Genomic DNA, 22,218 nt, shown 5'->3' with positions numbered 1-22,218 from the left:
AGGGTACGGGCGAGGTAGTCTCTTTAAGATTGCTTAGGCGATCGTCTTATGTTCATAACATCCTCTAAGTCTGATACCATTTTCTGTAATTTCCTGCTTACTAAAAAAATCAGTCGAATAGAAATTAAGTACTTAGATAAGGAAGAGTGAAATGGGACTTAGCGACGGACTTTTGAACCCGACTAAAAAGGCTATGGTCATAAATGACTGTTGCAATATGATAGAAGGACAGCTTGCATCCAAATCAGGTATGAGCGGCATCGCTTTAAAAACTGCCTTCGCCGCCCTGAAAGGGGTCAAGCCAGGGTATATCCCCTACGTGGTTGAGCAAATCCTGCCGCAGTGCTTCACAGCACTTGATCCCATATGGAGTCAAGGCGTAGAGAAAGGCGATCCAATTGAACACCTGAGTGCGAATCGCACTCATACGGCAGACGCGCTACTGGGTGTCACCGATGCCAGAGTCAAGAACGCAAAGCGCCAAATCGTCCGAGGAACCTATGAAAAACTTCGCGGTTCAGCCAAAAAGCACGTAGAAGAAGCAGTGCCAGAGTTAGCAAAAGTAATCGATAATTACACTAAGGTCTGAACCAGAAGGGAAAAATTATCATAAACGTATGCCGCCGTTCGATGCCTCGGTGGCTGGCATACGGGGCAGATATTATATCGTGTCCGGTTAAAGACTTATTTATCAATTTAATTTCCTGATATATACCGAGTAAGCTTGAAACAAAAAATAATCAGAAACTATCTGAATTATTGTTTTAATCGGCTTACACCTGATGAAAAAAGTTACCGTTTATCGATACCGTACTTATGGACTAATTGGGTTAATATCCTTAACCGTCGTATTAGGTACAACTACATCCGCTCTAACACAGTTAGCAGACGATTCCCAAATTTGGCAAACTCCTATCCCTGCTTCTAACTTAATCTGGCCGACTCAAGGGTTTATTTCTCAAGGCTTCCGCAAATATCAACATGAAGGAATTGATATTGCAGGGGCAGCTGGAACTCCGATTGTTGCTGCTGCATCCGGCATAGTTGTAAAAGCAGGTTGGGATGATTGGGGATTAGGCAATGCCATAACTATTAAACATCTCGACGGCAGCCTTACTGTTTATGGTCACAATCGCCGTTTGTTGGTGAGCAAAGGTCAACAGGTCATTCAAGGTCAAATTATTGCCGAGATGGGATCTACAGGCAATAGTACAGCACCTCATCTGCATTTTGAGGTTCATCCAAATGGTCTAATAGCAGTTGACCCTCTTCGTCTGTTGACATCCTTAACTGCAAGTGTTGGTTCTGGTTCTAGAGTTCAGCAAGTGGATAACCCGAACCGCCCAGTCTCGCCACCTCCAGTAGCACAGCAAGTTTCACCTTCACAGCCAATTGCAATAGATTTTGCACCTGTTAACACTGATACTAAATGCAATGGAGTTACCATCATTGAGGGTGAGACTGCAACTATTCGTGTAAAAGTCTGTGAAGAAAATGGTCAGTTATTTTATATTGGGCAGTTGAAGCAAGACCCAAGTAAGCCTATAAAGATAGCAGCTTTGAATATTGGTAAAGGCAGATATCGAGCAGATAATGGTAGTTTTTATTATTTAGTTAGCTCTAAAAAAGTGGAAGTTTGGCGGAATGGCAGTCAGATACGTTCTGACAGTTTTTATAGTTTAACGAAATTGCCATAAAGCTATAAAACAGGAGTCAGAATACAGAATTCCGAATTCCGAATACTCTACCCATAAAGGAATAGAGTTTTAAGACGAGAATATTTTAATTTTTTTCGCCCACAATTCGGCTTGGTTTTAAACCAATATTCATTACCCAGTCGGACTCCAATTCAATTCTGACTCCTGAGTTCTGAATTCTTCTTATAAACTTGTTCCCTATATGTTTCAATCCCTATACAATCCTGAGCATTCCCCTTATATCCTGCCACTGATTCTGAGTACAGAATTCAGTGGGGGACAAAGGCGTAAAAGTTAAAATTTTTCCTTAGCAGCTAACATCTGTAAAATCTTTTCTACATGATCCAACTCTCCAACGATTCGCCGAATTGGGTGAGGCCAAACTTTGACAAGGGTAGGAGTTGCAGAAACCTGATTGAGTTCTGCTTGTTCTGGATGAGTTAAAACATCAATCACTTTCAGAGTATAAGGATGTCCGAGCGATCGCTCTAACAATTCGTGTAAATTTTGCAGGATGCGTTCGGTAGTACTGCTATGTCCTGCAACAAACAAGCGCAGAACATAACCTTGTGCGATCGCTTCCTTTTTTTGTACTATTACTGGTTGGTGGTATCTTGGCACAGGTTCAGAAAGGTCTAGACGGACAATTAAATCGTGATCCTCCCAAAGCTGCGGGAATGACGAACGATAAGTTGTTAACACCATGCGATCGCACAATCCTTCCTGCCAGGGAGCTGCTTGCCATACTAACTCCCCTGTGCTAAAAATGGCATTAAGCAAAGTTTGATGTCTAATTACAGCCGGATAAGCTTCGGCGAAAGTTCGCACTTGTTGAGTGCGCGGATCTAACCAGTGGTCAATAGTCGCAGTATAACAAGGCACTAAAAAGTGCGGTGGCTCTGGCAAATCTAGGATTTCTTGCAAAGCCGAGCATAAATGTAAGTGCCATCGACCTTGCTTGCTAGGATCGATGCAATAAATTAAATCTCCTCCAGGTGTAAATAGCGCAATGCCTTTAAACAACTGGGGTGTAGATAGTTTGTTTGTCGTCAAGTTATTCACAAAGGCTAGGAAGCTAAAAGTAAAAAATTCTCTCTTTTACCTTTTACCTTAGCTATAACCGCAACCAGGATCAGCGAGAAAATTGGGAACCCATTAAAATTGGCGTAAATCTCATTATAAAGACTCGAAGGAAATACTCTTGCGAAGAAGAACTCCAACCCGCTCCGACGTCGCTAACGCTTCTCTACCCTGACTTTTCACGTTATGTAGAAGACCCCACGAAAAACCTAACCCCCTAACCCCCAAATTCAAAGTCTCTCTTCTCTACCAGAAGTGCAAGGGACACTATCGACTGTCGATACGAGCTTCACCCGTACTTCTACGGGTAAGCCACGCTACGCGCAGCATCTCCGACAGGAGAATCGATTGAAACTCCCACTCCTAATTCCTAACTTTAAATATTTGATTACCTATGACGAAAGATGAAGTCTTAGCGGCTAATGCAGCTTTTTATCGAGCTTTTGAAAGAAAAGATATTGAGACAATGAGTGCAGTATGGTCACAAGGAACTGGTAGTTTTTGTATTCATCCTGGAAGTAATATACTGCGAGGTTGGAAAGAGATTCGCACTTCTTGGGAACAGATATTTAAAAATACCGCTTATGTCGAAATTAACACAGATGTAATTGCTACAGAACTAAGTGATAATATCGCCTACGTTGTGTTGAGAGAAAATGTGTTTCAAGTGGTAGGTGGGAGAAGACTTGAAGCACAATCAACAGCTACAAATATATTTCAGTTTCTTGGTGGGAAGTGGTATTTAGTTCATCATCACGGTAGCCCAATCATGCGGTAGATTAACTACTAACCAATGGCCAATGTCCAATGACTAACAACTAATCAAATCTTGAAACTGTCTATCTTCTCGAATATTGTCAAAATCAGTATCAGTTTTTGCTATCTCTTGCCATTCAGCATTTAGATTGATAGCTTGTTGCAAATTCTCTATTGCCAAATCGATATTCTCTAGTAAACTATAACAGCAAGCTTTGTTGTACCAAGCTTCTTGGTAGTCGTGTTTAATTTTGATGGCTTGCTCGTAAGAGATAATCGCTTCTTCAAATCTTCCCAGTTTTCCTAGCGCAATGCCCCGGTTGTAACAAGCATCGTGGTAGTCGGGTTTGATTTTCAGGGCTTGGTCAAAAGAGGCGATCGCTTCTTCTAATCTTCCCAAATTAAATAGCGCAACGCCCCGGTTGTACCAAGCTTCGTGCAAGTCGGGTTTGATTTTGAGGGCTTGGTTATAAAAGGCGATCACTTCTTCTAATCTTCCCAATTTTTCTAGCGCAACGCCCCGGTTGTACCAAGCATCGTGCAAGTCGGGTTTGATTTTGAGGGCTTGGTCAAAAGAGGCGATCGCTTCTTCTAATCTTCCCAAATTAAATAGCGCAATGCCCCGGTTGTACCAAGCTTGGTAGTCGTCGGGTTTAATTTTGAGGGCTTGGTCATAAGAGGCGATCGCTTCTTCTAATTTTCCCAAATTAACTAGCGCATTGCCCCCGTTGTACCAAGCTTCGTAGTCGTCGTCGGGTTTAATTTTGAGGGCTTGGTAACTTTTCTCTGGAATGCGTCGCTGGCGATGTCGCCAGATGAGCCACCCGAAATAACCCACAATCGCCGGTAACGCACGTGAGAGCAGCTTGTTAATAGTACTTTATAGTTGGTGTAGAATTCTACAATTGGCTGAAGAAGATTAAACACGCAGTTTATTTTGAGCGATCGCTACCTAATTGCTCCTTAATCACACTGTAGTTGTTCTTAGCATTTGGTATTAAGCCCTTAGCTTCTAAAAATAACTGCTGATTCAGCCGTATTTTAGTATTAGTGTAGCGATCGTAGTTAAGTTTTTGAGCAGAGAACTCGGAACTTCGACCTCTGAACTCAGAACTTTAACCTTTGAACTCGGAACTTGGATCTTTGAACTCGGAACTTCGACCTTTGAACTCGCAACTTCGACCTCTGAACTCGCAACTTCGACCTCTGAACTCGGAACTTCAACCTTTGAACTCGGAACTCTGACCTTTGAACTCGGAACTCCGACCTTTGAACTCGGAACTTTGACCTTTGAACTCGGAACTTGGTGTTCAGAACTCAAAACCCAAACCAGAAGAGCTATAGTTCAGCCTCCCAACTCCAAATGACAAATGACTAATGACAAATGACTAATGACAAATGACTAATAACTAATGACTAATGACTAATCAACTCCACTGCATCTCGTCCATCGCAATTTTGTAAGTAAACTTTGACAATTTCTTCTTTAGCAGTAGGCAACTGCTTGCCAATAAAATCTGGGTGAATTGGTAATTCTCGATGGCCTCTGTCTACCAACACAGCTAAACGAACCACTTCTGGTCTACCGTACTCGTTTACGGCATTCAAAGCAGCGCGAATAGTCCGTCCTTTGAAAATCACATCATCTACGAGTACAACTGTTTTCCCTGTCAGGTCAAAAGGAATGTTGGTTTTCGCTGGAGTCCGCAACCCAATTTTGTCGAGGTCATCTCGATAAAATGTAATATCCAAAGCACCGACCGAAACGGTTACACCTTCGAGCATCTCAATCTGACGCGCCAACAATTCGGCTAATAACGCACCCCTGGTATAAATACCGAGAAGCACTAATTGAGACAAATCACGCGTCCTTTCCACAATTTGAGAGGCAAGGCGAGTCAAGGTACGACGGATTTCTTCGGATGAGAGAATTTCAACTACTTTGGCAGACATAGCTATAGACTGATACCCCTGAATGATGAATCATATTAGAAATTGGGGGAGTGGGGAGTGGGGAGTGGGGAACATGAGAATCTTAATCACTTCCCTACTCCCTATTCCCTACTCCCTACTCCCTATTTTGGAGTATTAAGAATATAGCGATCGCTATTCCTAACCATAGCAAAAAACAATATCGAGTCAGCTGCAAAGCATTCTGAATAGAAGTTACAGTAATCGGATAAATAGCATCTCCTAGCAGTGGTTTGTACTTAGCTATCCCGCGATACCAATTTGTACCCCCCATCTGCACACCCAAAAAAGCAGCATAAGCGCACTCACTCCAGCCAGAATTGGGACTAGGATCGTTAATTGCATCCCGAAGACAAATTCGCCAAACGTGCATCGGTTTACCCGATAACAACGCCAAAGTCACAACTGTTAACCGACAAGGTAGCCAAGTCAAACAATCTTCCAACCGCGCACAGAACCATCCCAAATAAGTATAGGGTGCTTCTCGGTAGCCCACCATTGAATCAAGGGTACTGCTGGCTTTATATGCTAAAGCCAAGGGAGTTGGCCCCACAACTGGCACAAATACACCAACAATTGCATAAAAAAGCGGAGCCATTACCCCATCAGTGGCATTTTCTGCAACCGTTTCTAAAACGGCTCGGAAAATTTCTGCTTGTGAGAGGTTTTGGGTATCTCGACCAACGTAATTACTTAAAATTTTCCGAGCTTTCTCCAAATCTCCCGCTATTAAAGGTTGTAAAACAGCCATTGCTGCCGTTCGCAAACTTCTGCCAGCAAAACAACTAGCCAAAAGAATGCTATCTATTGCAATTCCCAACAACGGATGAACCCATCTGGCAATTTGAATAATCAAAAAGCCAACAAGACCGCTACCAATTATTAGGATAATGCCTAGTACAATTCCAGCTAGGCGTTGTGTTAGAGAATTTTGACACAATTGAAGAAAAAATTTGCTCAGGCGAGAAATTACCCACCCCATAACTTGTACTGGATGAGGCCAATCCCAAGGGTCGCCAATTAAATAATCTAAAAGTGCCGCAATTATTAAGATATAGATGCTATTAGTCATAAGTTATGAGTCAAGGGTCAAAAGTCAATGGTCAATAGCCCAAATATTGACCGTGCCAATTTTGGATTGAAGAAAAGCCGATTTTAGATTTTTTTTGGTTCATGCCGGACTAACGTTCCGCTACGCGCTTTCACCCCTTGTGGGTGAAACAAATCCAAAATCCAAAATCCAAAATCCAAAATCGATTGACCATTGACTAAACCACAAAACTAGCTTCTTCCCCAAGAGAAGCTTGCCAGCTACGAGCATCGTAATAAAGGTCTGCCAGAGTAATACTGTACAAAGCTTCTTTGAGCTTTTGGTTGAGTCTCTGCCAAAGGCTAAATGTTACCCAATCTTCAGCTTGTGCAGGTGCTGGGGTGTGATGGGGTAAATGGCTAGTCTCACCAACTGCTTCTAAAATTTGTCCTATAGATATTTGTGCAGGCTCTCTTGCCAATTGGTATCCGCCGATGCTACCACGAATTGATTTCACTAAAGACGCACGACGCATTTCTATTAGTAGTTTTTCGAGGTAAGGAGCGGGGATATCTTGGCGTTTAGCGATCGCTCTCACAGATACAGGGCCATATCTTGGCTGTAAACTTAAATCTAGCAACGCCTTCACACTATAGTGCCCTCTGGTAGTTAGTTTCATTTTGGCAAGCTTTGTTGTTTGTCCTTTGTCCTCTGTCCTTTGTAAATAACCAATGACTAATGACCAATGACTAAGGATCAGTTTTGCTTATCATTCCGTGACTCAGTTATCATCCTCAGCAACGAGACAACCTTTTGAGCGTTAGTTTAGAAAACTTAAAACTTGTTATAGTCTAGCAGTGATTCACAAACTATATATATAGTTATCAGCATTGCCAGCATTCTCTAAAATAGATTGTCTTGGAAATATTGTTAATCACATAACAATTGTGCCGATGAGTGTAATATACTTGGCTAGGTTGAGATAAAAACTAAAGGATTATGTTCCTATTAGCTCAACCTCAGCTAAAATAAAATCGATTCCAACACTTCAAACATTCGTTTTCGACCTAAGTTGATGCCTAAACTGAAAAAAATTGAACCCCTACTCGGTGATGAACTGCTCAAAAAAGTCAAAGAGCTAGAGAGTGAGAGCAAAGAAGACAAAGCCAAAAAGTGCGGCTACTATACCATTACCAAAAACGGTATAGAGCGCGTCAATATGATGAAGTTCTTAAATGCCCTAATTGATGCCGAAGGCATTCAGTTGGACAGTACACCCAGCGCTAATGGACGTGGTGGACGTAGTGCTAGCTATAGAATTAGTGTGCAATCGAATGGTAACTTACTTATAGGTTCAGCTTATACAAAACAGATGAATCTGAAACCAGGAGATGAGTTTCTGATCACTTTAGGCAAAAAGCACATTCGTCTGAGACAGGTAGATCCAGAAGATCGGGAAGATGATGAAGCCATAGAAGCCACGGCTTAATAAATCGTCATTAGTCAATTGTTATTTGTCCTTTGTGAAAACCAATGACTATAAATGGTCATTAGTCAATTGTCATTTGTGAAAACCAATGACTATAAATGGTCATTAGTCAATTGTCATTTGTCCTTTGTGAAAACCAATGACTATAAATGGTCATTAGTTAATTGTCATTTGTCCTTTGTGAAAACCAATGACTAATGACCAATACTTCTTTAGGAGAGGCTGCACTTCGGCATACTTCGACTGCGCTCAGGACAAGAGGCTCTGTTACCACGCCAACGGCAACGCTACTTTGACCCCTCGCCGCAGGCTCAAGGCAAGGCATCGCTCAGTACAAGTCAGTACAAGTGACCAATGACCAATGACTAATGACTAATGACTAATGACTATATCTGTGGTGGGTAAGACTGGTAAATAGTGGCGAAGTGCCTTGCGCGTAACTGCTAAATTGCAGGTGAATGCAATTTGCTCTCTTTCTAGTAAACCCAAAATGCGATCGGGTTTGTCTCGTGCTACCACTGGCAATTGATGCAAACCTCGAAGATTCATTCGGTCTAAAGCTTCAGATAATAGTTCATCTTGCCATGCGTAGAGGATTTCAGTAGTACAAATATCTATCAGGGTTTGACTGGATAAATTATCTGGAATTTCAGTTAGCGAATTTGGGTAAGTTTGCCAAAGAGCAAGGGCACGGTTAATATCTTCCAGAGAAAGTATACCAACTAATTGCTCTGCTTCATTAATTACTAAAGCACTACGGACGCGATCGCGTGTCATTTCCACAGCTGCGTCTAACACCCCAAGGGTTGCAGGTAGCTTTTTTGGACAGGGATACATGGCATCTTCTACCAAAATTTGCTGCACAATTTCCGCTTTTTCATCTTTCAATTCCGAAAGACCAATTTGTTGTAAGTTAGAGTTAGAGTTAAAAGTTGGTTTAATCCTTTCCACTAGCCAAACACTCAAACCCACAGCAGCCATCAACGGTAAAACAATCCGATAGTCGCGGGTTAATTCAAACAACATTAAAATAGCCGTTAATGGCGCTCTGACACTAGCAGCCAGTACTGCTGCCATTCCTACCATTGCGTAAGCTGGGGGAGCCGCCATCTGATCGCAAATTGCCGGGAATGCCACAGCCAAAATTTTGGCGTAAGCTGATCCAAAAGAAGCACCTAAAAACATTGCTGGTGCAAACAAACCGCCAATGAAACCACTACCCGTACTAATTGCAGTCATCAATAACTTCACTACCAACAGCACCACCAACAAGTAGAGGGGAAACTCCACATCCTGAAGCATTGCTTCGACAGTTTCATAACCAACCCCCAGAATTTGCGGAAAGTGCAAAGCAACTGCGCCAATGATTACACCGCCAATAATTGGATGAATCGGCTGAGGAATTCGTCCCAAAAAGGCAAAACCAGGAACCTTACCAGCAAAGCAGGCTTTTGCTCCCCGAATTGATTGAGTATAAGCCAGAGAAACTAGACTGGCCCCTAAACCCAAGCCAAGATAAAGGGGTAATTCCAACGGACTGCGGACTTGGTAAGCAGGTAAATCAAAAGCAGGTTGTGTCCCCAAACCAATTTGAGCAATTAATGCTGCTACCACCGCCGCTAGCAGCACCACACTGACAGCAGAAGTAGCGAAAGATGTAGCTCCCATCACCACCTCTAGGGCAAAAAATACTCCGGCGATGGGAGCATTAAATCCCGCCGCAAGTCCAGCCGCCGCGCCAGCACCCAACAGCAAACGTTGTCGTTCTTGAGATACATTCAGGATCACAGAGAACAACATCCCAAAATTTGCGCCAATTTCTACACTCGGCCCCTCTGGCCCCAAAGAAGCACCGCTCCCCAAAGAAACAGATGCGGCCAACATCTTCGTAACTGGTCGTAGTGGTCGTCTAATCTCTGTTCCCTGAGAGGCGGCGATTAAAGATGAAAGTCCCGGGCCAAAATCTTGAGTGCGCCAGCGCATCAAGCCAACGATTAATCCGCCAAGGATGGGAACGCAGGCTAAAGTCCAAGCACCCCAGACGCCGATTTGACCCATTAAATTTTCCAGCATCAGCTGGTGAATCAGTTGGATTAAATAGTGAAAGGTGACTACACCCATACCAGTACCACCGCCAATGAGCATGGCTAAAAACAGCACAACGGTTTCTGGGGATGGTTGAAAACGATTAATTAGGTGAGCTAAACGAGCAGAAGGTGTAGGAAAGGCAGGTTGTTCCGTTACCTTCCTCAGTTGAGTGGGAGGCAAGAGAGTCATTGAGAGGCGGGGTAAATGTAAGAAAAAATTTAAATTTTTATCTGTTACTTCTCATTGTGAGCCATTATTTAGCAACCAGACAAGTAGACTTTATTTGCTTGATTTATAAAGCTTTAGTAAAAAATGTCATTGTGCAAAATTTTTGTGGAGAGAATGGTTAAATGAGAGACAATTATTATTTAAGGATCAACGAGCGCTAGTGCGGTGCGAGTGGGCACCAACACTATTCTTTCTAGAGACAACAGAGTTTTTGAGGGCTGCGTGGAGGCACCTGCAAACATTAACTAGGAGTCATTCTTGCCTAAATCTAGCTATACTCGTGTTGCGACCATTGACTCATCCTTGGTAGTAATACAATATATGTATGATTTATGGCTGATGTCAGAGCATAGATTGATCCCAATTCAATATATCTATTGTTATAGAGCGAGTAAATGGACTAGGCGGACGAGGTAAATGAATATACACACTTTTGATAATCATTATGTTACTTGCCCAATTTGCCAAAGAAATGCTACGCCCAAACCAGTTAAAACGCGCATGGGCTTGTTTTGTTGTCCCTATTGCCAGGAACGGCTAGTAGTCTGCCAAAGCGGTCATTATGTCCGCGATCCGTTTACTTGGAGACAATTGATGATTTCTTCGGCGCTGCGTCGTCAAAGCCGACCTTTAGCAAGGATTATCAGAGATTTTGTCCTGCTTAAGCGTCCGATGATCGCTCTAGCTGTAGGAAGTGCTATTTTCTTCAGTGCGATCGCTCTGACTCAGGAAAAGACAAACTACGATCGCCAAATCTTTCCCACAACAGAGAAAGTTAATCAACCAGGAAACAAATCTCAGTAAATGGATTACTTTGATATAAATCAAATTTTACTTTGGTTCTTGTAATTTTATAAGTAAATACTCCTCTGAAACCGTGTCTTATTCGCCTGAAATAGGACACGGTTTTACATCATCTTCGCTTAAACCCGGATTTCTCAGTCGATGAACCAAGAATCCCACGGCTTTAAAGGTGGGAGTGTCAACCCCAACTCTTGGAGACGCTACGCCAACGGGGAATTCAAAATTCAAAATTCTTGCATTCAAATCCCCATAAATAAATTTATTTGCTCTGAAACTAGGACTTTTTGTGCCTTGTGCTTATACCGTTTTACTTTAATAATGATACAAATACGTTGGTAGGGGTACAGCAATGCTGTGCCCTACGAGAAATCTATATGTATCAGGCTTTGTGTGAAATGGTATTAGGCATCGCGGCACAATTGTTTCTATGTTGTCCATAAATCAATTTAGTTGCTCTGTATCCTTTCCTCCTTCGGTAAAAGATGTATTTTTTGCCACGCAGATGAGCTAATTTGACGTTAACACTATATAGTTGCTACAACGGTGAACTAATTAGTTCCTGATGGAAATTACCTAAAAATATTTTGATAACTTTCTTACTATTATGTTGAGAGGAATACCCAGTCAATTTATGCCATTTCAGATGCTACGCCGAAGTTCTGAGCGTCGGCTTTCAACCTACCCAGCTTTCAGCCGCTTCTGCGGCTACAGACTTCTGGCCTTGTTAGTGGGAGGATGGTTAGTGCTGATTCCCGACTCTACCCCAGCACAAGCACAAATCCACAACAGCAAAGTCTTACTGGCTCAAGAAGCAGGTGAAATTTTACCGCCACCGCCAATAATTCCCTTTAGCCAACAGCCATCACCGCAGTTACAACCAGTACAGGACAATCAATTAGAGCAAAATTTTCAGCCCTCCCAACCAGTCCAAAACAATCAATTAGAGCAGAATTTTCAGCCCTCCCAACCTCCACAGTTTAATCAATATAACCAGAACTTTGAGCGCTATTTAGTTTATGTTGATGGTAGTGATTTGCAGACGCTACAACAAATACGTCGGATTGAACCCAGTGCTTACATTCGCCAGTATCAAGGACGGAATGTAATTCAGTCAGGAGTTTTTAACAAAGTATCTAACGCCCAACAACGAGTCAGTGAGCTACAGTCACGAGGTATATATAGCGCTCGGATTATCAGCTTTGCTAATGGACAGGAAATAGGTGTAGGCGATCGCAATAATCGCAATAATATAACTGCTACTAGGCCAGTCTCTAGATATTATGTCGCGATTCCGACCACTTCAGAACAGTTACCTGCGATCGCAGCCCAAATTAGGCAAAATCTAGCCCGATTTAGCCAAGATTTAGGACGATCTGGCGCAGTCCTCGAAAGGACGCAACCACGAGGCCCACACGTAGCAGTCGGGCCTTTCTCTGATCGATTCCAAGCTGAGGAATGGAATAAATATCTGCGAAATATCGGATACGCTAATGCCAGGGTTTACTACGGAAAGTGAATGAGTTAAGAGAGACGCGATTAATCGCGTCTGTACAGGAGTTAGGAGGATTTTGGATTGAAGAAAAAATCTAAAATCCAAAATTGAATGACTCGCCACTCCCTCGATTCTTAACGTAGGGATTAAATAATTACTACTGTTGTCAAAAAAGTATCAGCATTAATTTTAAGTATTTTAATTTATTCCATAAAAGTAGCCGAAGAACCCTTTTTCGAGAACAGGTAGAATTTACCAGAGCAATTTTCCATCATGGAGAAGCAAGGCGATCGCTCCTAGAGAGGTCTGTTGTCTCCATAATATAAATATAGGGCGTGTGATGATTAGAGGTTTTATGTCCCTAACGTTTGAAGACTTGGAAAAAATGCAGCGACAGTATCCTGACTTTCGCATGGAACTAGTCAAGGGTAATATTATTGTCATGAGTCCATCAGGATACGAATCAGATGAGGTCGCAGCCGCGATGATTGCCCAGTTATCTAACTGGGTTAGACCGCGCAAACTTGGACGAACAGCAGCTTCTAGCGCTGGTTTCAGGTTGCCAAATTCAGATTTGCGCGCACCGGATGCCTCATTTGTTTTAGCCGAACGCTTGCGTCGCAGTCCGAAGTCTTTTGCTCAATTGGCTCCCGATTTGACTGTAGAGGTGAAGTCCCCTAGTGATAATTTAGAGGATCTGAGAACCAAGATTCAAGAATTTCTGAGTTTGGGAACTAAGGTAGGAATTTTGCTCAATCCAGATGAGCGGATTGTTGAAGTTTACAACTTTGGACAAGAGGCAATAATACTTCGTGATGGCGATGTTTTAACAGTTCCCGAACTGCTCCCAGGATGGGAAGTACCAATTGCAGATTTGTGGCCTCTAGAGTTTGACTAGGATAATTACGAATTACGAATTACGAATTATTTTAACTTTCTGGAGTTTAAAAACTACCGAATAGGGACGTGTTTTGGAATTGAAAAGCTTCTGGTCGTTTTCTGCAAGATGATATCGCTCTGGGGTAATTCTTGGCTCTTCAAATTCATCCACAGAAAAACCTGCTGCCTTGAAAGCTTTCCAGTAATCGGAAAGAGGACGGTGAAACCAGATAAATGGTGTTGTAAAATGGTTCCAAGGTTGGTCGTTGCGTTGCGTCCTTTCAAAATAAGAAGAAGCCCAAGCATAACAAACCGTCCCATCCTCATTTACAGTCGTCGAGTCGCCTTGGGGAAAGCAAGGATGTGAGTAAAACGTATATGACTAGAGTTGAAGGCGAAAATACCCGCTTGCGTCACTATTTTGCACGACTACACCGCAAAACATTGTGCTATTCAAAGTCAGTAGATATGCTGAAATATTCAATTCGATTATTACTTCATTATTTGAAGTATTGGGAAATACCCGTATTGAATTAAATCATCCCGCATTTATGCAACGCCGAATATCCCAGTCTCTAGCTCTATTATCCCAGAGTTCAAGTATTTCTTTCTCGTCAAAGTTTGCCATTATTTCTTCAGTCATATTTTCCTCCTGAAAAGAATAACTTAATTATTTTCAGACAAGTATCTGCGGGACTTTACAGTATATTTTGATGCCGCACTAGATTTAATACTTAGCTAAATTGTGATAGTAAACTCCAAGAGTAAAATTTTATAAGATAGTGATCGCAAATCCGAAAAAAGAATAAAACTATCAAGATTTGGCAACTACCATAGTGATTTAGTCCTTCATCAACTGAGGGACGGTAGAATATACCTAATTTTCGTAGCTTCAAAAACCAAACCATGACGATGCATTCCACACTCCAACGTGCATTTACTAACCGCCGCGTCCTGAAAGTGATTAGCGGCTTGAATAACTTCGATACCGCTAGCGTCGCTGCTATTGTTAAAGCTGCTGAATTTGGCGGTGCTACTTTTGTCGATATTGCCGCCGATGCAGCCTTAGTCCAGCTAGCTAAAAGTTTGACAAAATTACCAATTTGTGTATCAGCAGTAGAACCAGAGAAATTTGTGCAAGCTGTGGCAGCTGGTGCTGATTTAATTGAAATCGGGAATTTCGATTCCTTCTATGCTCAAGGACGCCGCTTTGAGGCTCCAGAAGTGCTAGCGCTGACTAAACAAACCCGCGCTCTCTTCCCGGAAATTACTTTATCTGTCACCGTTCCTCACATCCTGGAACTAGATCAACAGGTACAGTTAGCAGAGGAATTGGTGAAAGCTGGAGCGGACATTATCCAAACCGAAGGCGGTACTAGCAGTAACCCAGTTCATCCTGGAACTCTAGGATTAATTGAAAAAGCTGCCCCTACCTTGGCAGCAGCTTTTGAGATTTCCCGTGTGGTGTCAGTGCCAGTATTATGTGCTTCCGGCATTTCTAACGTTACTGCACCATTAGCGATCGCGGCTGGCGCGGCTGGTGTTGGTGTTGGTTCGGCCATCAACCAACTCAATAGCGAAGTTGCCATGATTGCCGCCGTGCGTGGCTTGGTGGAAGCGTTAGCGACTGCTAGCAGCCGCGCGATCGCTTAGTAGTTGAGGGGGATGAGGGGGATGAGGAGGATGAGGGGGATGAGGAAGTAATGGTAAAAATTTACTTCTTATCGTGCTTTTCTCCCTCATCTCCCCCTGCTCCCTCATCTCCCCTTACCCCAAAGAATCCTTCAACGCATAAATCACCTGGTCTTGCTGCTGTTGTGTTAGTTCTGGGAACATCGGCAAGGATATGACTTCATGGCAAGCTTGCTCTGCTATTGGTAAGTCTCCAATTTGATAGCCCAGACTTTGATAAACTGGCTGCAAATGTAAAGGGTGGGGGTAGTAAATCATCGAACTCACGCCCTGTTCTTGCAATTGACTACGCACCCAATCTCGATATTTGGCGCTAGAACCATTTCGCCCTTCGCCTGATATACGAATCGTGTATTGATTCCATACCCCAATACCCCCAGGTAATTCTTGAGACGGGACGATACCCGGAACTTGACTAAGAAACTGGTAATAATAGTTGGCGATATCTCGTCGGCGATCATTCCAAATATCTAAATAACGCAGCTTAATCTGCAAAATAGCCGCTTGGAGAGCATCCAAGCGGCTATTTACACCGATTTCTTCGTGTAAATATCTAATTCTACTACCATGATCCCGTAGTATTCGGACTTTAGTAGCGATCGCTGGATCATTAGTCGTTATTGCTCCGCCATCGCCGCAACCACCAAGATTTTTGGTAGGGTAGAAACTAAAGCAACCAATATGTCCAATGCTTCCGACTCTTTGATTAGCCCAAATTGCTCCTGTAGACTGAGCGCAATCTTCAATTATTGACAAATTGTGAGAATGTGCGATCGCCATCAATGATGTCATATCCACGGGTTGTCCAAATAGGTGAACCGGGATAATTGCTTTAGTTTTGGGTGTAATCGCCGCCGCGACTTGCTCCACATCCAAATTAAACGTAGTCGCATCAATATCAACGAAAACAGGCTTTGCACCCACGGCGCTAATCACTTCAGATGTCGCAATAAAGGTAAAAGGCGTTGTAATCACTTCATCGCCTGCACCAATTCCCAAGACTCGTAACGCTAAGTAGAGCGCATCAGTACCAGAATTACAAGCCACACATTCACTAACAGTATTATAAGCGGCAAACTGTTGCTCAAAGCCTTCGACTAAGGGACCGCCGATATAGCGCCCAGAAGCCAGAACCTCTAAGACGGCTGCACTTATTTCTGCTTCGATGGCGGTGTATTGCTGCTTAATATCAAAAACAGGGATGGGATTTACACTTTGGATCATGAGTTCTCATTTTATCGGGAGATACAAAGGATGCACTTCGACAGTCAATTTTTGCTTAATCAAATAGGAGCTACTAAAAGACTATCGCCCAAGATACGCATCTATTAGGGTTTTTACTTAAATTGTGGGGCGGTTAATTACCGCACATTTAATTTACAGATAGTAGACATACTAGGTGTTTGCCATGTTAAGGTCGTACCATTTTGAATTGATGAAAGTGATATATATCATTCAAGATCCAACACATCGGATCAAAGTTCCTCTTGTGTGGGCTGCTTTGATAAAAAAATACCAGGAGATAGAGAACCCATGCAGGATCTGATCAAACTGGATTTCGGGGATTTAGCTATTGCTGTGGGATTGATGGCGATCGCCATTGGTGTATCTGCCTGGGAAAAATTAGGATTAGAGTTGAACTTAGCCCTTGCTACTGGGAGAACCATCTTACAACTTCTTGTATTCGGATACATTTTAGATTTCATCTTGGCTTTGGACAATGCTTGGGCAGTTTTGACACTATTAGCAATAATGCTGACAATTACGGCGATTGTCGCACGAAATCGCATCAGCCAAAAAATTCCTCATGTGTTGCCTTTGGTCTGGGGTGCAATTTTAATTAGTACCGCTCTGACAGTGCTTTACACCAACTTCTTGATCATTCAACCAGAAAGATGGTATGAACCACAGTATGTAATTCCCCTAGCAGGGATAGTTTTAGGTAATGCTACCAATGCAGCTGCGATCGCAGGCGATCGTCTTGTCAGCACTATTAATTCCAGCCATCTCGAAATCGAAACCCATTTAAGCTTAGGTGCAACTCCAGAGCAAGCAGTTAGTCAGTACCGCAAAGACGCCATCAGAGCGGCATTGATTCCCACTCTCAATCAAATGATCCTGATCGGGATGGTGGCAATACCAGGAATTACCACCGGACAGTTATTAGCTGGTGTCAAACCCCTGGATGCTGTATCCTACGAAATTTTGATTATGTTTATGGTGGCTTTCGCTAACTTGCTGACAACAGTTTTAGTTACTAAGGGGTTATGTCGTCAGTTTTTTAATTCCGCCGCCCAGTTAGTGATGTGAGGGGGTTAATCTAGATTAAATTCTGAATTCTGGCGACTGATGCCTTTATTCTGATTTGTTAATCTGGCGGTGTAGGATAGAGATCCAGCATCAATTCGTGATTTTTTATGTCTGCTACGCCTCTTGTATCTCAGGTTGACTTACACAACCCAGAAAAATCAGAATTAATCCCTCCCCTTCTAGGTGCGACTCTTGCAGAGTTAAGCACTTGGGTGCAGCAGCAGGGACAACCTGCTTACAGAGGAAAACAACTGCATGAATGGATCTATGACAAGGGGGTGCGATCGCTATCTGATATTTCTGTCTTCCCTAAGCATTGGCGGAAAGAAGTAGCAGAAATTCCGATTGGGCGCTCAATTTTACATTACCGCTCTGTGGCACCGGATGGCACAGTCAAATATCTTTTACGATTAACAGACGGGCAAATTATTGAAACTGTTGGTATCCCTACCTTCGCAGAAGGGGGAGAAGGCCCAAAAGCCCGTCTGACGGTTTGTGTTTCTACTCAAGTGGGTTGCCCAATGGCGTGTGATTTCTGCGCTACTGGTAAAGGCGGCTACAAACGCAACCTAGCACGTCATGAAATTGTCGATCAGGTGTTAACTGTACAAGAAGATTTTCAGCAACGGGTTAGCAATGTGGTGTTTATGGGACTGGGGGAACCGTTGTTGAATACTGAAAATGTCCTAGCAGCCCTGAAAACCCTGAATCAAGATGTCGGTATCGGACAGCGATCGCTTACAGTTTCTACAGTTGGGATTCGCGATCGCATCCGTGAATTCGCACAAAACCATTTGCAAATCACTCTGGCGGTTAGTCTGCACGCACCCAATCAAGCGTTACGGGAAAAACTCATCCCCAGCGCCCGCGCCTATCCTCTAGAAGATTTGCTGGCTGAATGTCGGGAATATGTGGAAATCACTGGCCGCCGCCTTACCTTTGAATATGTTCTCCTTGCTGGTGTTAACGATTTACCAGAACACGCATTAGAACTTTCAAAATGCCTGCGAGGATTCCAAAGTCATGTGAATTTGATTCCTTATAATCCCATCCAAGAAGTAGATTACAAACGCCCCAACCGCGATCGTATTCAAGCCTTTGTCAACATCCTCAAGCAGCAAAATACTGCTGTTAGTGTCCGTTATTCCCGTGGTTTAGAAGCCGATGCTGCTTGTGGGCAACTAAGAGCAAGTAAGAATTAAACCTCTTGCACTCAATAAATTTACAGCGCATTTCAAGGAAAGTGAGGTACACAACCAAAGTCTCAAACCCTGGTGTAAAAGCTGTTTTACTTCTGAATTCTGACCCCTGAATTCTGAATTCTGCTGTAATTACTTTAATCTCACAGATACCTGGCAATACTGCTCGGTTAAAATATTTAAGGGTTTGCTCATGTAGCGAACTGAAGCAGGATATTAATAGAGGTGATAGCTATGGCAACTTCTTCATATTCAGTTCTCAGACCTTATATTGCTGCTGATTTTAGAGCCGATTTAGATAAACAAGATATCCTAAATTTCCCTATTTCTAGTTCCAGTCCAGCCATCAAAGCGAATAGTTATTACTTTGGGCATCCAGAATGGGCAAAAAACTATTTTGAAAACTGTCATCGTGATCAAATATTCAAGTCCTGCTGGGAAGCCGCCACGGGGACTTGGGATCATAAAATTGTTGTAGACATTGGTTGTGGCCCGGGCAATTTGTATGCAACGCTTGGGGGAAAACCACAATTATTAATTGGTGTAGATATTAGCTATGGGGCATTGTCTATGGCTCAACGTCTTGGCTATATACCAGTGCTTGCAGATGCCCACGAACTTCCTTTCATTTCTAATTTTGCTGATATGGTAGTACTTAATGCTACACTACATCACTGTGATTACATGGACATCGTGTTGGAGGAAGCAGCGCGTTTAGTCCGTCCAGGGGGTATCCTAATCACAGACCACGACCCTCAGTTGACTGCCTGGAACTTCCAAGGATTAGGTTTGTGGTTATGGAACTTACGCTTAGGGCTATATCGGCTAATCAAACGAGGAGGTCATACCTCTGCAAGCGAGCAAACTTGGGGATTAGCAACTGAGGTGCATCACCGACCTGGGGATGGAGTAACGCCCAAGCTCTACTACAAAATTCTGGAGCCACTTGGCTTTAGTGTCAAGGTTTATCCTCACAACCATACAGTTGGTGCAGAGGTATTTCAAGGCAATCACGGTAAATCTGACAAGAAGTATCGCTTGGCTCAACTATGGTCTGGTATCAATCCTAATTCACCAGAAGCAGCATTATCGCTGATGTGTGTTGCCACACGCCATGTTTGACCAAATAAGGGACTTCCAAATAAAAAAATATCCCAAAACTGACGCAAAAACCCACTCTATTTTTCCTCTCTCTGTGTTGCGCCAGTTGCTTCTCCCAGGGGGAGACGCTGCGCGAACAAGTCGGGGAACCCGACGCCAGGTGCTTCAAGTCGGCGGAGCCGTCCAATGCACTGGCTCCCCAACGCACTGGCTTCTCTGCGTCTGGAGTGGTTCGTTTATTTGGATAATTTATTTCTTGGAAATCCCTAAGCATGTTCAACGAAGAAGAATTCTTGTTCATATCTCCAGTGATAGAAGCAGATGTCTCCAGTGATAGAAGCAGATGAAGTATTTAGGGCTATAGAATTATAACGATTGACAAAATTACTGTATGTTGAATCGATCATTGATGCTTAAATTATGGCTACTAGTAATTGTGATTGCAAAAAGTTTGCAGATGAATTCTCCTGCCTATGGACAAGTAATTCAGACGAATCCTCAGCAACCTGAGTCCTTTCAAGAAAGAATTAGACAACAACAAGAGGATCAAACTCAGCAAACACAAGAGCAACTTAAGGAAACATGGCTACGGCTACACTTTCCACAACCACAACAACAACAACAACAACTGAGAATACAACAGCAAGAATTTTCACGACAACGGGAGCAACTCAGACGCCAGCAACAACTGAGACTACAACAGGAAGAAACGAGACTACAACAGCAAGAATTTACACGACAGCAACAACAGAGAATCCAACAGCAACAACTCAGACAAGATCAAGAACTTAGACAACAGCAACAATTGAGATTAGAACAACAGAGACAACAGCAACAATTGAAATTAGAACAACAGAGACAACAGCAAGAACTCAGACAACAAAATGAGAACCTGTAAAGTGTTCAAAATTTTTGAGAAATAACTTTATTGTTGAAGAACAATACAGAATTATGAATTCTGTATTCTGAATCAATTAATATAGGATTCAAACTCGCACTTCGACTTTTTGGCAAAGCTCAGGCCAGGCAAAAGTGGCACAGTGAGCCTGTCGAACTGCTCAATGACCAGCACTAATTTTAGACCACACTTCGGCGCTGCTCTGTTACCACCAAATTTTCTTGTTTTGTGGGAAACTTAAACCCGTTTATTCACATTCGCCCTTCTCCTATGGGAGATGCTACGCGAACGGGTTCGCCAGTCGCTTCTCCCAAGGGGAGACGCTGCGCGAACAAGTCGGGAAACCCGCCCAACGTGCTGGCTCACCAGTTACACAGAATTCAATTCTGACTCCTGAATTCTGACTCTTGAATTCTGTTTTATTATCTAGCGCTGTGCGTAAATGCCAGGGGCATAAGCCTCAATGACTTTGCCTGTGCGGGTGCAACTAATCATCAAGTAGTCACAACTTGGGCATTGTGTCCGAGTTAATTGACTATCAGAAATATAATAACGCTCGGCATGACTACCACAATTTGGGCAGTAAATCTTTTGTACTGTCTGCATTTTAAAACCCCTGGTTCTAATTATTTTTTATTTTGTAAAGTTACAAGTTAAACCAGGAAAACTTCTGGTTCGACCCAACTTAACAAACTGCCGTAATATTTGGTTGATTATTTTAAACAAAATTTCCGGTTTGAAAACTTTTCGATATCTCTATCTATTATCTTAAAACTTAGGTGATTTTACCCTCCTACTTTAGACACATAAATTATTTTTTAATTGAATACTGCTTAGAGATTTACTGATCCCTATAATTAATTCCTTGAGAGAGCCTTGTTTATAGCTATTTCAGATGGCTAAAAAAAAGCTGTTCTTGTATTGAAAAATTAAAACCTGGAAATTACTGTATCTTTAGTAACAAAATCTCCATCTTAATATTTAGTTAATATTTGCCAACAAGATTTATGAGATTAAATTCTGCTGATCATCTGTCGCGCCTACAAGTTGCACTTTTTGAAGACTGTAACCCTTTATATAGGACTAGTATTTGATTTTTGAAATGCACGTAGTGGACTGTCTACACAAAATAGTGCATTAGATGTAGAGGTAGGTTGGGTGGAGCACAACCCAACTGATTATCAGGATGTTGGGTTACGCAAAGCCTCCACCCAACCGACAATTTTTTTGCAACATTTTAGCCAAGAGGGTCCACTACAAGACTACCGAGATTTTTTCAGAAATCAAATATGATTCCTATATATCGAGAATGCTTTAGAAAAGTAAAGACGCGACAGCTTATAATTACCAACATCAAATAAATCTTGAGCTTCGTTCCTATCCCGCCTGGGAATAAATTCCGAGGCTAATAGCTAAAGTTCTCTTAAGAGGACTAAATACAAGATTTTAAGCCATGTAGATGGCTATCATCTGTAAAAGGGAAAATTTTAGTCCACTTGAGTAG

The 22,218-nt window shown here is 42.6% G+C and carries 21 protein-coding genes and 1 pseudogene; 14 read left to right on the top strand and 8 right to left on the bottom strand.

The annotated features are described in order from the left end of the window. Positions 1–151: 151 nt before the first annotated feature. Entirely contained in the window at positions 152–589 is a 438-nt protein-coding gene (locus V7L05_RS07990; RefSeq protein ID WP_335163451.1) for a DUF6918 family protein, read from the top strand. A 193-nt stretch (positions 590–782) separates the two neighbouring features. After that, entirely contained in the window at positions 783–1,697 is a 915-nt protein-coding gene (locus V7L05_RS07985) for a M23 family metallopeptidase (protein WP_335163449.1), read from the top strand. A gap of 294 nt (positions 1,698–1,991) precedes the next feature. Here the strand turns inward: V7L05_RS07985 and V7L05_RS07980 are convergent, their stop codons facing one another. Next, the gene (locus V7L05_RS07980; RefSeq protein WP_335163447.1) at positions 1,992–2,759 is read right to left on the bottom strand and encodes a circadian clock KaiB family protein; all 768 of its coding nucleotides are present in this window, start codon (positions 2,757–2,759) and stop codon (positions 1,992–1,994) included. Positions 2,760–3,171: 412 nt separating this feature from the next. On the opposite strand from V7L05_RS07980, the gene V7L05_RS07975 reads away from it, so the two are divergent. Further along, positions 3,172–3,555: a nuclear transport factor 2 family protein gene (locus V7L05_RS07975; protein ID WP_335163445.1), complete on the top strand. Its 384-nt coding sequence runs from the start codon at positions 3,172–3,174 to the stop codon at positions 3,553–3,555. A 33-nt stretch (positions 3,556–3,588) separates the two neighbouring features. Here the strand turns inward: V7L05_RS07975 and V7L05_RS07970 are convergent, their stop codons facing one another. Beyond that, a complete protein-coding gene (locus V7L05_RS07970) occupies positions 3,589–4,371 on the bottom strand; it encodes a tetratricopeptide repeat protein (RefSeq protein WP_335163443.1) in 783 nt (260 codons plus the stop codon). A gap of 235 nt (positions 4,372–4,606) precedes the next feature. Between V7L05_RS07970 and V7L05_RS07965 the strand changes: the two genes are divergently transcribed. Beyond that, positions 4,607–4,900 (top strand): hypothetical protein, encoded by a 294-nt coding sequence (locus V7L05_RS07965; protein WP_335163441.1) that lies wholly within the window; start codon positions 4,607–4,609, stop codon positions 4,898–4,900. A gap of 49 nt (positions 4,901–4,949) precedes the next feature. On the opposite strand, the gene pyrR is transcribed toward V7L05_RS07965, so the two are convergent. The 3 genes from pyrR to V7L05_RS07950 form a co-directional block, all read right to left on the bottom strand. Then, the gene (pyrR, locus tag V7L05_RS07960; RefSeq protein ID WP_335163439.1) at positions 4,950–5,486 is read right to left on the bottom strand and encodes a bifunctional pyr operon transcriptional regulator/uracil phosphoribosyltransferase PyrR; all 537 of its coding nucleotides are present in this window, start codon (positions 5,484–5,486) and stop codon (positions 4,950–4,952) included. A gap of 115 nt (positions 5,487–5,601) precedes the next feature. Continuing rightward, complete coding sequence (gene cbiB, locus V7L05_RS07955; RefSeq protein WP_335163437.1) at positions 5,602–6,576, bottom strand: adenosylcobinamide-phosphate synthase CbiB; 975 nt, start codon at positions 6,574–6,576, stop codon at positions 5,602–5,604. A 196-nt stretch (positions 6,577–6,772) separates the two neighbouring features. After that, on the bottom strand, positions 6,773–7,213 hold the full coding sequence (locus tag V7L05_RS07950) for an Rrf2 family transcriptional regulator (protein ID WP_334949528.1): 441 nt from the start codon (positions 7,211–7,213) through the stop codon (positions 6,773–6,775). A 396-nt stretch (positions 7,214–7,609) separates the two neighbouring features. On the opposite strand from V7L05_RS07950, the gene V7L05_RS07945 reads away from it, so the two are divergent. After that, positions 7,610–8,023: an AbrB family transcriptional regulator gene (locus tag V7L05_RS07945; protein WP_334943702.1), complete on the top strand. Its 414-nt coding sequence runs from the start codon at positions 7,610–7,612 to the stop codon at positions 8,021–8,023. Positions 8,024–8,395: 372 nt separating this feature from the next. On the opposite strand, the gene V7L05_RS07940 is transcribed toward V7L05_RS07945, so the two are convergent. Continuing rightward, positions 8,396–10,300 (bottom strand): chloride channel protein, encoded by a 1,905-nt coding sequence (locus V7L05_RS07940; RefSeq protein ID WP_335163435.1) that lies wholly within the window; start codon positions 10,298–10,300, stop codon positions 8,396–8,398. A 456-nt stretch (positions 10,301–10,756) separates the two neighbouring features. On the opposite strand from V7L05_RS07940, the gene V7L05_RS07935 reads away from it, so the two are divergent. The 5 genes and pseudogenes from V7L05_RS07935 to V7L05_RS07915 all read left to right on the top strand — a co-directional run bounded on the left by V7L05_RS07935 (position 10,757) and on the right by V7L05_RS07915 (position 15,167). After that, positions 10,757–11,143: a hypothetical protein gene (locus tag V7L05_RS07935; RefSeq protein ID WP_335163433.1), complete on the top strand. Its 387-nt coding sequence runs from the start codon at positions 10,757–10,759 to the stop codon at positions 11,141–11,143. Positions 11,144–11,774: 631 nt separating this feature from the next. Next, positions 11,775–12,659, top strand: coding sequence for a hypothetical protein (locus V7L05_RS07930; protein ID WP_335163431.1), 885 nt, complete (start codon positions 11,775–11,777; stop codon positions 12,657–12,659). Between the two features lie 331 nt (positions 12,660–12,990). Continuing rightward, positions 12,991–13,533, top strand: a complete 543-nt coding sequence (locus V7L05_RS07925) for a Uma2 family endonuclease (RefSeq protein WP_335163429.1) — start codon at positions 12,991–12,993, stop codon at positions 13,531–13,533. Between the two features lie 344 nt (positions 13,534–13,877). After that, a pseudogene (locus V7L05_RS07920) lies at positions 13,878–14,051 on the top strand (IS1 family transposase); the annotation flags it as partial. Positions 14,052–14,420: 369 nt separating this feature from the next. Then, positions 14,421–15,167 (top strand): DUF561 domain-containing protein, encoded by a 747-nt coding sequence (locus V7L05_RS07915; protein ID WP_335163427.1) that lies wholly within the window; start codon positions 14,421–14,423, stop codon positions 15,165–15,167. Between the two features lie 114 nt (positions 15,168–15,281). On the opposite strand, the gene V7L05_RS07910 is transcribed toward V7L05_RS07915, so the two are convergent. Next, complete coding sequence (locus V7L05_RS07910) at positions 15,282–16,430, bottom strand: DegT/DnrJ/EryC1/StrS family aminotransferase (protein WP_335163425.1); 1,149 nt, start codon at positions 16,428–16,430, stop codon at positions 15,282–15,284. Between the two features lie 309 nt (positions 16,431–16,739). Here V7L05_RS07910 and V7L05_RS07905 point away from each other — a divergent pair, with 309 nt between their 5' ends. The 4 genes from V7L05_RS07905 to V7L05_RS07890 all read left to right on the top strand — a co-directional run bounded on the left by V7L05_RS07905 (position 16,740) and on the right by V7L05_RS07890 (position 20,714). Beyond that, positions 16,740–17,516 carry an ABC transporter permease gene (locus V7L05_RS07905; protein ID WP_335163423.1) on the top strand — a complete coding sequence of 259 codons (777 nt, stop codon included), beginning with the start codon at positions 16,740–16,742 and terminating at the stop codon, positions 17,514–17,516. A gap of 107 nt (positions 17,517–17,623) precedes the next feature. Continuing rightward, on the top strand, positions 17,624–18,718 hold the full coding sequence (gene rlmN, locus V7L05_RS07900) for a 23S rRNA (adenine(2503)-C(2))-methyltransferase RlmN (protein WP_335163421.1): 1,095 nt from the start codon (positions 17,624–17,626) through the stop codon (positions 18,716–18,718). 231 nt (positions 18,719–18,949) lie between these two features. Then, entirely contained in the window at positions 18,950–19,837 is an 888-nt protein-coding gene (locus V7L05_RS07895; RefSeq protein WP_335163419.1) for a class I SAM-dependent methyltransferase, read from the top strand. A gap of 370 nt (positions 19,838–20,207) precedes the next feature. Then, on the top strand, positions 20,208–20,714 hold the full coding sequence (locus V7L05_RS07890; RefSeq protein WP_335163417.1) for a hypothetical protein: 507 nt from the start codon (positions 20,208–20,210) through the stop codon (positions 20,712–20,714). A 426-nt stretch (positions 20,715–21,140) separates the two neighbouring features. Here V7L05_RS07890 and V7L05_RS07885 read toward each other — a convergent pair whose 3' ends face one another. Beyond that, the gene (locus V7L05_RS07885; RefSeq protein ID WP_335163415.1) at positions 21,141–21,320 is read right to left on the bottom strand and encodes a replication restart DNA helicase PriA; all 180 of its coding nucleotides are present in this window, start codon (positions 21,318–21,320) and stop codon (positions 21,141–21,143) included. Positions 21,321–22,218: the final 898 nt, after the last annotated feature.

It is taken from the genome of Nostoc sp. (assembly GCF_036917755.1).
Lineage (GTDB): Bacteria > Cyanobacteriota > Cyanobacteriia > Cyanobacteriales > Nostocaceae > Nostoc.
This window is presented reverse-complemented; position numbering and strand designations above follow the sequence as displayed.

Bases quoted from the DNA above. Each gene is read 5' to 3' on its own strand.
- V7L05_RS07910 (WP_335163425.1), bottom strand. From the start codon at position 16,430: ATGATCCAAAGTGTAAATCCCATCCCTGTTTTTGATATTAAGCAGCAA.
- V7L05_RS07990 (WP_335163451.1), top strand. From the start codon at position 152: ATGGGACTTAGCGACGGACTTTTGAACCCGACTAAAAAGGCTATGGTC.
- cbiB (WP_335163437.1), bottom strand. From the start codon at position 6,576: ATGACTAATAGCATCTATATCTTAATAATTGCGGCACTTTTAGATTAT.
- rlmN (WP_335163421.1), top strand. From the start codon at position 17,624: ATGTCTGCTACGCCTCTTGTATCTCAGGTTGACTTACACAACCCAGAA.
- V7L05_RS07925 (WP_335163429.1), top strand. From the start codon at position 12,991: ATGTCCCTAACGTTTGAAGACTTGGAAAAAATGCAGCGACAGTATCCT.
- V7L05_RS07935 (WP_335163433.1), top strand. From the start codon at position 10,757: ATGAATATACACACTTTTGATAATCATTATGTTACTTGCCCAATTTGC.
- pyrR (WP_335163439.1), bottom strand. From the start codon at position 5,486: ATGTCTGCCAAAGTAGTTGAAATTCTCTCATCCGAAGAAATCCGTCGT.
- V7L05_RS07885 (WP_335163415.1), bottom strand. From the start codon at position 21,320: ATGCAGACAGTACAAAAGATTTACTGCCCAAATTGTGGTAGTCATGCC.
- V7L05_RS07975 (WP_335163445.1), top strand. From the start codon at position 3,172: ATGACGAAAGATGAAGTCTTAGCGGCTAATGCAGCTTTTTATCGAGCT.
- V7L05_RS07950 (WP_334949528.1), bottom strand. From the start codon at position 7,213: ATGAAACTAACTACCAGAGGGCACTATAGTGTGAAGGCGTTGCTAGAT.
- V7L05_RS07890 (WP_335163417.1), top strand. From the start codon at position 20,208: ATGTTGAATCGATCATTGATGCTTAAATTATGGCTACTAGTAATTGTG.
- V7L05_RS07905 (WP_335163423.1), top strand. From the start codon at position 16,740: ATGCAGGATCTGATCAAACTGGATTTCGGGGATTTAGCTATTGCTGTG.
- V7L05_RS07940 (WP_335163435.1), bottom strand. From the start codon at position 10,300: ATGACTCTCTTGCCTCCCACTCAACTGAGGAAGGTAACGGAACAACCT.
- V7L05_RS07985 (WP_335163449.1), top strand. From the start codon at position 783: ATGAAAAAAGTTACCGTTTATCGATACCGTACTTATGGACTAATTGGG.
- V7L05_RS07930 (WP_335163431.1), top strand. From the start codon at position 11,775: ATGCCATTTCAGATGCTACGCCGAAGTTCTGAGCGTCGGCTTTCAACC.
- V7L05_RS07895 (WP_335163419.1), top strand. From the start codon at position 18,950: ATGGCAACTTCTTCATATTCAGTTCTCAGACCTTATATTGCTGCTGAT.
- V7L05_RS07945 (WP_334943702.1), top strand. From the start codon at position 7,610: ATGCCTAAACTGAAAAAAATTGAACCCCTACTCGGTGATGAACTGCTC.
- V7L05_RS07915 (WP_335163427.1), top strand. From the start codon at position 14,421: ATGACGATGCATTCCACACTCCAACGTGCATTTACTAACCGCCGCGTC.